The 12,270-nt window shown below is 65.3% G+C and carries 10 protein-coding genes and 1 tRNA gene; 1 reads left to right on the top strand and 10 read right to left on the bottom strand.

What is annotated here, in order from left to right; genetic code table 11:
- Positions 1–47 precede the first annotated feature (47 nt).
- The 10 genes from ACUTAG_RS25780 to leuC all read right to left on the bottom strand — a co-directional run bounded on the left by ACUTAG_RS25780 (position 48) and on the right by leuC (position 10,233).
- Entirely contained in the window at positions 48–395 is a 348-nt protein-coding gene (locus ACUTAG_RS25780; protein WP_131726767.1) for a hypothetical protein, read from the bottom strand.
- A 143-nt stretch (positions 396–538) separates the two neighbouring features.
- Positions 539–615, bottom strand: a tRNA-Val gene (locus tag ACUTAG_RS25775).
- A gap of 231 nt (positions 616–846) precedes the next feature.
- Complete coding sequence (locus ACUTAG_RS25770; protein ID WP_006387957.1) at positions 847–1,500, bottom strand: phosphoribosylanthranilate isomerase; 654 nt, start codon at positions 1,498–1,500, stop codon at positions 847–849.
- 92 nt (positions 1,501–1,592) lie between these two features.
- Positions 1,593–2,687, bottom strand: coding sequence for a TRAP transporter substrate-binding protein (locus ACUTAG_RS25765; RefSeq protein WP_049054011.1), 1,095 nt, complete (start codon positions 2,685–2,687; stop codon positions 1,593–1,595).
- A 36-nt stretch (positions 2,688–2,723) separates the two neighbouring features.
- Positions 2,724–3,545 (bottom strand): tRNA pseudouridine(38-40) synthase TruA, encoded by an 822-nt coding sequence (gene truA / locus ACUTAG_RS25760; protein WP_026385236.1) that lies wholly within the window; start codon positions 3,543–3,545, stop codon positions 2,724–2,726.
- Positions 3,546–3,548: 3 nt separating this feature from the next.
- The gene (locus ACUTAG_RS25755; protein ID WP_148316607.1) at positions 3,549–5,417 is read right to left on the bottom strand and encodes a FimV/HubP family polar landmark protein; all 1,869 of its coding nucleotides are present in this window, start codon (positions 5,415–5,417) and stop codon (positions 3,549–3,551) included.
- Between the two features lie 263 nt (positions 5,418–5,680).
- Positions 5,681–6,811, bottom strand: coding sequence for an aspartate-semialdehyde dehydrogenase (gene asd / locus ACUTAG_RS25750; protein ID WP_006387952.1), 1,131 nt, complete (start codon positions 6,809–6,811; stop codon positions 5,681–5,683).
- 231 nt (positions 6,812–7,042) lie between these two features.
- Entirely contained in the window at positions 7,043–8,119 is a 1,077-nt protein-coding gene (gene leuB, locus ACUTAG_RS25745) for a 3-isopropylmalate dehydrogenase (RefSeq protein WP_148316605.1), read from the bottom strand.
- A 37-nt stretch (positions 8,120–8,156) separates the two neighbouring features.
- Positions 8,157–8,807, bottom strand: a complete 651-nt coding sequence (gene leuD, locus ACUTAG_RS25740) for a 3-isopropylmalate dehydratase small subunit (protein ID WP_006387950.1) — start codon at positions 8,805–8,807, stop codon at positions 8,157–8,159.
- Positions 8,808–8,829: 22 nt separating this feature from the next.
- Positions 8,830–10,233 carry a 3-isopropylmalate dehydratase large subunit gene (leuC, locus tag ACUTAG_RS25735; protein ID WP_006387949.1) on the bottom strand — a complete coding sequence of 468 codons (1,404 nt, stop codon included), beginning with the start codon at positions 10,231–10,233 and terminating at the stop codon, positions 8,830–8,832.
- Between the two features lie 514 nt (positions 10,234–10,747).
- Here leuC and ACUTAG_RS25730 point away from each other — a divergent pair.
- Positions 10,748–12,262 (top strand): TolC family outer membrane protein, encoded by a 1,515-nt coding sequence (locus tag ACUTAG_RS25730; protein WP_006387948.1) that lies wholly within the window; start codon positions 10,748–10,750, stop codon positions 12,260–12,262.
- The last annotated feature ends 8 nt before the right edge of the window (positions 12,263–12,270 follow it).

Below are 12,270 nucleotides of genomic sequence, written 5' to 3'. Positions count from 1 at the left end.
ACGATTCTCCGCATTTCCGAAAGACGTCGTCCTTCCCGTGTCGCAAATCACGCCGTTTGCCGGGCAGAAGCCGTGGCGCTGCGACACCAATCATTTCTCCGAATACAACAGGTTTCCCATAATGAATCCAAGCGGAACCAAGTGCTGGTCCGCTTCAAAAGTGAATCATCGAGAACAGTTGACGGCAATCGCTTCGTAGCCGGCATCAACAACTGAAACGGTGTGCGGCGCCGTCCGAAGAATGGATATGGCGAATCAAACTGTTCGATATACCGGCGGGTGGCAATCATACTGTCAGCGTGATGTTCGCGAGCAATGACGGAAATGTTGCCAGCATCACCGATGGGCCGCTGGTGGTCGAAGAACTCTACTGAAGATTTCACCCGGGTTTTCACGTGGGTCTTCACCACCCAGGCAGATGGTTCTGCCCTGCCTGATCCACATCGTGAAAAAGCAAAAAGCCGCGAAGTCCAGGACTGTCGCGGCTTTTCAGGGTGATGCCTGACTAGCTCTATCAGGCATTCACTTTGCAGGAATTTGGTAGGCGGTATTGGAATCGAACCAACGACCTCCACGATGTCAACGTGGCGCTCTAACCAGCTGAGCTAACCGCCTGCAAAGAAGAAGAATTATATAGTGCTTTTTTAAACTGTGCAAATCGTCTTTTCAGATTTTTTGCTGTTTTTATTTCGTTGCTTATCAGGCTTCAGAAATTATCAGGCATCAGAAAATGCCGCGAATCGTTTGGATCATGCATTTGGCAGATACCTTCGATTCACTAAATTCTTCAGCCGCAACGGCCGGGTTCGTGGTTTTCACCTTCCCGGCCAGCACTGCTTTTCCCTTCTATTTCTTCGCGTCTGCGGCATGCACCGCAGCAACGAAGAACGAGATTCTATCAGAACTTTTTATTCCTTGCTCGACCTCGACGCCACTGCTCACATCGACCGCCCACGGCCGCACCGATTGCACCGCCGCGGCAACGTTGTCGGGGTTCAGTCCGCCCGACAGGATCAGCGGGCGCGACACGGGATCGGCCGCCACGTCGGCGAGCAAGGCATGGTCGAAACCATGGCCGCTGCCGCCGTAGCCCGCGCTGTAGCTGTCGAACAGCCAGCCGGCGGCTTCGCCGAAGGCGCGGCAGTACGTCGCCAGGTCTTCCGGCGTATCCAGGCCGGGCGCGCCGGCACGGAATGCACGCAGGTAGCGATGGCCATAGCGCGCACAGTCCGGCGGCGTTTCGTCGCCATGGAATTGCAGCAGCTCCGGTCCCACCTCGTCGAGCACCGCCTGCACCTGCGACGGATCCGGGTTCACGAAGAGCGCCACCACATCCACGAATGCCGGCACCGCGCGGCGCAGTTGCGCCGCGCGGGTCGGCGTGACGTAGCGCTTGCTCTTGGGATAGAAGACAAAACCGATGGCATCGACGCCGGCCGAGACGGCGGCGTCGATATCTTCTTCGCGGGTCAGGCCGCAGATCTTGATGCGTGTGCGCATGGAATTCACCGCTTGTGTCGCTCGGCGCGACAGGTCCGATCAGTATAAGGGAACGCTCTCCGGCCCCGGCGCGCCGGCCCGGCCAGGCGCGTTCAGGCGGCCGGCTGGCCCAGCGTGGCCATGAGCGAATCGAAGCTGCCCTCGGCCACGCGGAACCAGGGGATTTCCTTGTCGCGAAAGGCGCTCATGCTTTCGTACAGCTTCTTGAACATGGGATCCTTGCCGCTCAACTCCTGGTAGAGCTTGAGCGCGGCCTCGTGGGCGGCTTGCAGCATCGGCCTGGGGAAAGCCTTGAGCTGCGCGCCGCGCTGCACCAGCCGGCGCAGGGCGTCGGGATTGCCGGCGTCGTACTTTGCGATCATGTTGGAAGTGGCCATCCGCGAGGCCAGCTCCAGCGCCGCCTGGTAGGACTTGGGCAATTCGTCGTGCGCGTCCTGATTGACGTACAGCGACAACTGCAACGTGCCCGCCCACCAGCCAGGAAAATAGTAGTTCCGGGCGACCTTGTAGAGCGCGAGGCTCTCGTCATCGTGCGGACCGATCCAGGCCACCGCATCGACGCCGCCCTGCTCCAGCGCCGCATAGGTATCGGCGATCGGCAGGTCCACCGGCGCGGCGCCCATGCGGGCCAGCACCTGGCGGGCGAAACCGCCGGCCTTGACCTTCAGGCCGCGCAGGTCGTCCACCGTCTTGACCTCGCCGCGAAACCAGCCGCCCATCTGGGCGCCGGTAAAGCCGCAGGGAAAGTTGAGGATGTTGTATTTGTCGAACAACACGCGGGTCAGCGCCAGCCCCTCGCCCTGGATCATCCAGGCATTCATCTGCCGGGTATTCAGGCCGAATGGCACGCCGGCATCGAAGCACAATGCGGGATCGGTATCGAAGAACCGGGTCGACGCGGTGTGGCCGCATTCGACGACGCGCTGTTGCACCGCGTCCAACACCTGGCCGGCGTCCACCAGATCACCGGCGGAGAATATCTCGATGCGGAACTTGCCGTCGGTGACGTCGCCGACATAGCGCGCCACGTCCTCGGCGCCGGCGAACAGCGTCGGCGACTCGTTGGGGAAGCTCGATGCCAGCCGCCACGAAACCGCCGGCGCATCCTGCGCATACGCCGGCGCGGCGATCACGGCGCCGCTCGCGGCCCCCAGGGCGGTTCGTTTCAAAAACGCGCGGCGTTGCATGAGACAGGCCTCCATTGGGCGCCGGCCGGCGTCCGGCTAGGGCGGGTTGCCCGACGGTCGGGTGAAGGGCGACAGCAACAGGGCTCCGCCATCCAGCTCGTCCAGGCCGAACTCGTCCGGGTAATCGATGGCCGACAGATACAGGCCATCGGGAGAAAACGTGGGCGCGCCGCGCCGGCGGTCGCGCCATGAAAGCAGTTGCGCCATCCAGTCCACCGACTCGCGCCCCTGCCCAATCTGCAGCAACGCGCCCATGATGTTGCGCACCATGTGATGCAGGAACGCGTTGGCCCGCAGCGTGAACACCAGGAACGGACCGCGCTCGTCGATGTCGAGCCGATGCATGATGCGCACCGGGTGTTTGGCCTGGCACTGCGAGGAACGAAAACTGGAAAAATCGTGCTCGCCCAGCAGGGCGTTCGCTGCGGCGCGCATGGCATCGACATCCAGAGGCTGGTAGCACCACCCGGCGCGGCCGGCCCAAAGAGCGGGACGCACCCGGCCTCGCCACAGCAGGTAGACGTAAGTCCGGGCGTGGGCCGAAAACCGGGCGTGGAACGCGTCCGGCACCGCCTTGGCCCATTGTACGGAAATGCTGGAGGGCAGGAAGGCATTCACGCCGCGCACCCAGGATTCCATGCGGCGATCGAGCGTGGTGTCGAGATGGATAACCTGCATCGCGCCATGCACGCCGGTGTCGGTGCGGCCGGCGCAGATGGTGGGGACCGCGTCCGTCACGCCACAGAACTGCGCCAGCGCGGCCTCCAGTGTGTCCTGCACCGTCTGCCGGTGCGGCTGGGTCTGCCAACCCTGCCAGGCGGAGCCGTCGTATGCCAGCCCCATTGCAACTCTAGGCATCGTTCAAATCCGGGGACCGCCAACCGGGCGCGGTTCGTCCGTGGGCGGTTCGTCCAGGTCGAGGCTGATGGAATCGAGCTTGCGGTTCAGCGCCGCGGTGTCCAGCACCGGCTCGTTATAGGCGTAGGTTTCCTCGTCGTCATCGCCGCGCCGCGCGCCCGCGCGTCGCAGCACCCAGGCGATGGCGAAAGCGATCAGCGCCAGCACGGCGGTGACGATGACGAGAAGGTTGTCGGCCAACCAGGCCGGCATCGAAGAAGTCAAATCCTTATCCTTGTTCTTGTCGGCCGACGCCTGCGCGGCGGCCTTGTCCTGTTGCGCGGCGGCCGTCGAAGGACCGGCGGCGCCGGGCGTGCCGGAGAGGCCCGGCGCTCCCGTGGCGCCGACGGCGCCAGGGGTGCCCGATGCGCCTGCGGCACCCGTTGCGCCGGGCGAGCCCGATGCGCCCGCCGCTCCAGTCGCGCCAGGCGTACCCGATGCACCCGCCGCACCAGTCGCGCCAGGCGTACCCGATGCACCCGCCGCGCCAGTCGCGCCAGGCGTGCCCGATGCACCCGCCGCTCCGGTCGAACCAGGCGTACCCGATGCGCCCGCCGCGCCAGTCGCGCCAGGCGTGCCCGATGCACCCGCCGCTCCGGTCGAACCAGGCGTACCCGATGCACCTGCCGCGCCAGTCGCGCCAGGCGTACCGGATGCACCCGCCGCTCCGGTCGCGCCAGGCGTACCCGATGCGCCCGCCGCTCCGGTCGCGCCAGGCGTACCAGATGCACCCGCCGCTCCGGTCGAACCAGGCGTGCCCGATGCCCCCGCGGCGCCAGGAGTGCCAGTGGCGCCCCCCTGCCCCGCGACGGCCTTGTTCAATTCATCGACGTTGCTCTGCAACTGGTTCACGCGGCCCTGGGCATCCGCCATGGCTCGCGCGTCGGAGGTGCGCTGATCAGCCTGCGCGTCGGCCTGGGCCGTCGCGCCGCCTTGGGCCTGGCCGGAGGACAGGCGCACCCGGTCCTGCGGCTGGGACGCCGTGGCCACGCCCGTGTCGCCGGGACGGGCCACCGTGCCGGAAGCGGCATCCTGGCCCTTGACCACCGAGGGGTTGGCGCCGGCCGCCGCGCCCAGACGGGCCCGGTAGCGGGCGAACGCTTCGGCGTGCTCGTTGAAAATACGGCGCGCCTCCGCCGGATCGACGGCGCGCACGGTTGCCGCGTCGGGAATCGCCAGCTTCTGCCCGGCCCGCACCAGATTCATGTTGCCCTGGATGAAGGCATCGGGATTGGCGCGCCACAACGCCACCAACATCTGGTAGATCGAGGCGTTCGGCACCGCATTGCGCTGGGCTATCGCAAACAGCGTGTCGCCCGACTTCACGTTGACCGACCCCGCCGTGCCGCGGGCGCGGCTCGGCGTGCCAACGGCCGCGGGCGAAACCTCGGCGCCCGCGCCCCGCAACGGCACCAGGATGCTGACCTGCACCTGCCGCTGGCCCGAGCTGGAGCTGATGTCCAGCAGCAGGTCGACCGCGCCGCCGGACGGCGCCTGCGTCGACCGCACCCGCAGGTTCTTGCGGGTCGGATCCATCCCATCCTCGACACGCACCACCAGACTGGCCAGCGGCGCGGGCGGCTTCAAGCCCGCGCGTTGCCACGAAGCCTCGTCGGCCACCGACACCCGCAGCGACGCGATTTCGTCGGGTGTGAGTTCCTGCAATCCCACCAGCGCCTGCAAGGGCGCGCCCGGGGCCGAGACCACCCGCGAATGCCCGACCCGCATGGCCAACGCCGGGCTGCAAGCGCTCGCGCCGATCGCCAGCGCGATCGCCCACTGGAGGGCCTTCAAACGGCGGGCATGCTTCACTTGGCGCGAACGCTGGGTCATAAGCTGGAATTCCGTTCTTGTCGTCGAATGGTCGGGCGGGGGCTGTTCGCGGCGAACGCGTGAGAACAAGCCTCAATTCACCGGAAAAGTGTAATGGATCGAGCGCGTTTCACAAACCTGAGAGGCGCATCGGCGTTGGCTGGCCGGCACATTGCCGGCCGCGTCCGATGCGCTGATGACCCGGCGCAAACGACAAAGGCACCCGAAGGTGCCTTTGCGGTACGGCCTCGTCGCGAGCGGGCGGCCACGCCGCCCGCCAGGCCTCAGGCTTCGGCCAGCGCGATACGCAGCATGCGGCGCAGCGGCTCGGCGGCGCCCCACAGCAGCTGGTCGCCGACGGTGAAGGCGCTGAGGTATTGCGGGCCCATCGACATCTTGCGCAGGCGGCCCACCGGGATGTCCAGCGTGCCGGTGACCGCGACCGGGGTCAGCTCGCGGATGGTCTCTTCCTTGCTGTTGGGGATGACCTTGGCCCACTGCGTGCCCTGGGCGATCAGCGCTTCGATCTCGTCCAGCGGCAGGTCGCGCTTGAGCTTGATGGTCAGCGCCTGGCTGTGGCAGCGCATCGCGCCGATGCGCACGCACAGGCCGTCGATCGGGGTGGCGGCGGTACCGAAGGCGGCGCCACGGCCGAGGATCTTGTTGGTCTCGACCTCGCCCTTCCACTCTTCCTTGGACATGCCGTTGCCCAGGTCCTTGTCGATCCAGGGAATCAGGCTGCCGCCCAGCGGCACGCCAAAGTGCTCGTGGGGCAGCGCCGCGTCCTTCTGCTTGGCCAGGATGCCGCGATCGATTTCCAGGATGGCCGAGGCCGGATCGTCCAACAGCGGCTTGACGGCGTGGTTCAGCTCGCCGAACTGGGTCAGCAGTTCGCGCATGTGCTGCGCGCCGCCGCCGGAGGCGGCCTGGTACGTCATGGTGGTCATCCACTCGACCAGGTCGTTGTTGAACAGGCCGGCCAGGCCCATCAGCATGCAGCTGACCGTGCAGTTGCCGCCGATGAAGTTGCGCACGCCGCGCTTGAGCGCCGCGTCGATCACGGGACGGTTGACCGGGTCCAGCACGATGATGGCGTCATCGGCCATGCGCAGCGTGCTGGCGGCGTCGATCCAGATGCCGTTCCAGCCCGCGCCGCGCAGCTTCGGGTAGACCTCGGAGGTGTAGTCGCCGCCTTGCGCCGTCACGATGATCGGCAGTTTTTTCAGAGCGTCAATGTTGTAGGCGTCTTGCAGCGGGCCCGCGCCAGTCGCCCAAGTGGGGGCGGCGCCGCCAGCGTTGCTGGTGGAGAAAAACACCGGTTCGATCAGTGCGAAGTCGTTCTCGTCGCGCATGCGTTGCATGAGCACCGAGCCGACCATACCGCGCCAGCCGACAAGGCCTACTGCTTGATTCATTTCAATCGCTCTTTAAAGGTGGGGACAAGGTGTGGTGAAAAAACGTGCAAGAACCCAACAATTTATCAGAATGCACGCATGGATGTTGCGGCGCAGCTTGAAAAAACGGGGCCGCAATAAAAGCCACCCTGCTTTCGCGGCGCCGCGGCAACATCGACATGAAAAAGGGGCCGCCCTGCGGGCGGCCCCTGGAATCGGGACCCCGCCGCAAGGGCGCGTCCCTTGCAGGCATCAGGCCAGGGCTTTGAGGACGGCGTCGCCCATGCCCGAGGTGCTGACCTTGGTGGTGCCGGGTTCGAAGATGTCGGCGGTGCGCAGGCCATCGGCCAGCACGCGGCGCACGGCGGCTTCGATGCGGTCGGCCTGCGGCGCCAGATTCAGCGAGTAGCGCAGCAGCATGGCGGCCGACAGGATGGTCGCCAGCGGATTGGCGATGCCCTGGCCGGCGATGTCCGGCGCCGAGCCGTGGCTGGGCTCGTACAGGCCCTGGCCGCCGGCGTTCAGCGAGGCCGACGGCAGCATGCCGATGGAGCCGGTCAGCATGGCGGCTTCATCCGACAGGATGTCGCCGAACAGGTTGCCGGTGACGATCACGTCGAACTGGCGCGGGTTGCGCACCAGCTGCATGGCGGCGTTGTCGACGTACATGTGCGACAGCTCGACGTCCGGATACTCGCGCGCCACTTCGATGACGATGTCGCGCCAGAACTGCGAGGTCTCGAGCACGTTGGCCTTGTCGACGCTGCACAGCTTCTTGTTGCGCTTCTGGGCGGATTCGAAGCCGATGCGGGCGATGCGGCGCACTTCCGATTCGGCATAGCGCATCGTGTCGTAGCCTTCGCGTTCGCCGCTGAAGACGCCGTCCGGCGATGAGCGCACGCCGCGCGGCGTGCCGAAATAGATGTCGCCGGTCAGTTCGCGGATGATCAGGATGTCCAGGCCGGACACGATCTCGGGCTTGAGCGAGGAGGCGCTGGCCAGCTCGGGATACAGGATGGCGGGACGCAGGTTGGCGAACAGGCCGAGCGCCTTGCGCAGGCCCAGGATGGCCTGCTCGGGGCGGAATTCGCGCGGCAGGCTGTCGTACTTCCAGTCGCCGACGGCGCCGAACAACACGGCGTGCGATTCCTTGGCCAGCTTCAGCGTGGCCGGGGGCAGCGGGTGCTCGAACTCGTCGAAGGCGGCGCCGCCGACGGCGGCCTGCTTGATGTCGAACGGCACGTGCAGCGCCTTCAGGACGCGCACGGCCTGTTCGACGATTTCGGGGCCGATGCCGTCACCCGGCAAGACTGCAATGTTGTGAGTCATGGAAAAAACGGTCCTGTGGTCGGTATGAAGGGAGCTGTCAGGCGATCGGCCGGCTTTCCAGCCAGGGATGGCGGGCCAGGCGCTCGGCCTCGAAGGCGCGGATCTTGTCGGCGTGGCGCAGGGTCAGGCCGATATCGTCGAAGCCGTTCAGCAGGCAGTACTTGCGGAACGGCTCGATGTCGAACTTCATGGCGCGGCCGTCGGCCGCCACCACTTCCTGGCGCTCCAGGTCGATATTGAGCTTGTAGCCGGGGAAGGCCTTCACTTCGTCGAACAGGCGCGCCACTTCGAGCTCGGACAGCACGATGGGCAGCAGGCCGTTCTTGAAGCTGTTGTTGAAGAAAATGTCGGCGTACGACGGCGCGATGATGGCGCGGAAACCGAACTGAGTCAGGGCCCAGGGCGCGTGCTCGCGGCTCGAGCCGCAACCGAAGTTCTTGCGCGCCAGCAGCACCGAGGCGCCCTGGTAGCGCGGCTGGTTCAGCACGAAATCGGGGTTGAGCGGACGCTTGCTGTTGTCCATGCCCGGTTCGCCGTGGTCCAGGTAGCGCAATTCGTCGAACAGGTTCGGGCCGAAGCCGGTGCGCTTGATGGACTTGAGGAACTGCTTGGGGATGATGAGGTCCGTGTCGACGTTTTCGCGGTCGAGCGGAGCCACCAGGCCTTCGTGAGTGGTGAATGCTTGCATGATGTCGGTACTCGGTGGGCGCTTAACGGAACGTGCGGACGTCGACGAAGTGGCCGGCCACGGCGGCGGCCGCGGCCATCGCCGGGCTCACCAGGTGGGTGCGGCCACCCTGGCCCTGGCGGCCTTCGAAGTTGCGGTTCGAGGTCGAGGCACAGCGCTCGCCCGGCTCGAGCCGGTCGGCGTTCATGGCCAGGCACATCGAGCAGCCCGGCTCGCGCCATTCGAAGCCGGCCTCGATGAAGATCTTGTCCAGGCCTTCGCGCTCGGCCTGCTGCTTGACCAGCCCGGAACCCGGCACCACCATGGCCTGGCGCACGTTGGAGGCCACGTGCTTGCCGCGCGCCACGACGGCGGCGGCGCGCAGGTCCTCGATGCGCGAGTTGGTGCAGGAGCCGATGAAGACGCGGTCCACGCGGATGTCGGTCAGCGGCGTATTGGGCTTGAGGCCCATGTATTCGAGCGCGCGTTCCATGCCGCTGCGGCGCACGTCGTCTTTTTCGCGGTCGGGGTCCGGCACGCGCGAGTCGACCGGCAGCACCATTTCGGGCGAGGTGCCCCAGGTGACCTGCGGCTTGATGTCGCGGGCGTTGACTTCGACCACGGTGTCGAACTTGGCGCCTGCGTCGGTATGCAGCGTGCGCCAGTAGGCCACGGCGTGGTCCCACAGCACGCCGGACGGCGCGAACGGACGGCCGCGGAAGTATTCGATGGTCTTGTCGTCGACGGCGACCATGCCGGAGCGGGCGCCGGCCTCGATGGCCATGTTGCAGACCGTCATGCGGCCTTCGACCGACAGCGCGCGGATGGTGCTGCCGGCGAATTCGATGGCGTGGCCGGTGCCGCCGGCGGTGCCGATGATGCCGATGACGTGCAGCACGACGTCCTTGGCCGTACAGCCGAACGGCAGTTCACCTTCGACCTTGATCAGCATGCTCTTGGCCTTCTTCATGAGCAGCGTCTGCGTGGCCAGCACGTGTTCGACCTCGGACGTGCCGATGCCGAACGCCAGCGCGCCCAGCGCGCCGTGCGTGCTGGTATGCGAATCGCCACAGACCACGGTCATGCCCGGCAGGGTGGCGCCCTGCTCCGGCCCGATGACGTGGACGATGCCCTGGCGCAGGTCGTTCATGCGGAATTCGGTGATGCCGTACTTGTCGCAGTTGGCGTCGAGCGTATCGACCTGCAGGCGCGAGATGGGGTCGTCGATACCCTGGGCGCGGTTCATCGTCGGCACGTTGTGGTCGGCGACCGCCAGGTTGGCGCCGTTGCGCCACGGCTTGCGCTCGGCGATGGCCAGGCCTTCGAACGCCTGCGGGCTGGTCACCTCATGCAGCAGGTGGCGGTCGATATAGAGCAGACAGGTGCCGTCTGATTCCTGGTGGACGATGTGGGCGTCCCAGAGTTTGTCGTAAAGGGTTTGGGCCATGGATGCGCTCTGCAAATAGACAATCCGGCTGGTGCCTGGCGCTAGGAAAACCAACGTTCCCGCGCCGGCCGCTGCGGCATGGAAGAATTATGCACAGCCGCCAAACCTAGTACAAGCACACCAACAATACTAGTACATGCAATACCACCATGCCTCGGCCCTCGGCCTCGATATCAACGTTTCCGCGCATGGATTCCGGCAAGAACCAGCAGATAATCGGCGAGCGCAATATAAAAACAATTTAGATACAAAAGACGCAAGCAGGTATAATCAAGTTTCAATGTGGCAAAGCAGAAACCGAAATAATGCGACATAAAACGCATTAATAGTTTTTGATTAATCCGTCCATGTTGAATTTCGCGCAAATCACGTCAATTGTCGTGATTTACGTGAAACAAATCCCGACGGGCCGGCAAACATCCGTCAAGAATTAACAAATCTTGACTCGTCAATTCTGACATTTGCACACAATATGCCGGCTACTAATCCCAAACTTGACTCGCGAATAATCCCTATGTCTTCGTTTCTGCTTAAGACCTCGGTTTCCGCCCTGGCGTTGGCATTCGTTCCTGTCACCTTTGCCCAGCCCGCCGCGGCGGATTCCAGCACTGCGGCGCCCACCCCGGGCGTCACGACGTTGAACCAGATTGTTGAACAGACCCTGCTCAGCAACCCCGAAATCCAGGCGAAATACCACGATTTCCAGGCGTCGCTGGAAGGCCAGGCAGTGGCGCGCGGCGCGTTCTTCCCGCAAGTCAACGCGTTGGGCTATGTCGGCCGCGAATACCGCAACAATGTCCCCGGCGTCGGCTCGCAGAACTGGAACCGCCCCGGCTACAACTTCGAACTGCGCCAGCTGATTTTCGACGGTTTCCGCACCAGCAACGACGTCAAGCAGGCCGGGTTCGACAAGCTGGCGCGTTTCTATGACGTGCTGGCCACCAGCGACAGCACCGCTCTGGCCGCCGTGCAGGCCTATATCGACCTGCAGCGCTACCGCGACATGGAACTGCTGGCCCGCCAGAATTATTCGCTGCACGAGGAAACCCTCAAGCAGATCGGCCAGCGCACGGAATCCGGCGTGGGCCGGCGCGTCGACCTGGAACAGGCCGGCGGCCGCCTGGCGCTGGCCCAGACCAACCTGATGACCGAAACCACCAACCTGCTGGACGTGCAGCAGCGCTTCCAGCGCGTGACCGGCGCCCTGCCGCCCGAGTCGATGCAGCCGGTGCCGGACATCTCCGACAAGCTGCCGACCAAGCCCGGCAACTTCAACGAGTCGCTGCGCCGCAACCCCAGCTTCCTGTCCAAGCAGGCCGCCCTGCAGGCGGCGGAAGCGGGCGTGGCCTCCTCCAAGGGCGCGTTCTCGCCCAAGTTCGAATTCGTCGCCGCCACCGGCCGCGACCAGAACGACCCGACGCCGGAAAACCGCAACATCCGCAGCTCCAGCGTCCAGGTGGTCATGAACTACAACCTGTACCGCGGCGGCGCCGATTCGGCCCGGGTGCGCCAGACGGCGGCCCAATCCTACGCGGCCCGCGACGTGCGCGACTACACCTGCCGCAACGTGCAGCAGGACCTGGCCGTGGCCTGGAACAACATCACCAGCCTGCAGGAAAAGCTGCCCTTCCTGCGCGACCACGAAATGGCCACGGCCAAGGTGCGCGATGCCTATCGCCAGCAGTTCCAGATTGGCCAACGCACCCTGCTCGACCTGCTCAACACCGAAAACGAACTGTTCGAATCGCGCCGCGCCCTGACCAACGCGGTCTATGACCTGAGGCTGGCCCAGTATCGCTGGCTGGCGCTTTCGCATAAGCTGCTGCCGGCGCTGACGCTGCAGCCCGCGCGCAACGAAATGCCCGAGGAAAACGGCAAGCTGGTGGTGTCCGACGATGTCATCCGCCTGTGCAATTCCACGGTGCCCGATTCGGCGCGGCTGACGCCAGTGCGTGTGCAATACAACGAAGGCACCCTGCCGCCCACGCTGGTGCCGCTGAACGCGCCCGCCGCCCAGGCCCGTCCCTGACGAGGCGC

The organism is Achromobacter sp. CSND-B12, from assembly GCF_052906545.1.
This window is presented reverse-complemented; position numbering and strand designations above follow the sequence as displayed.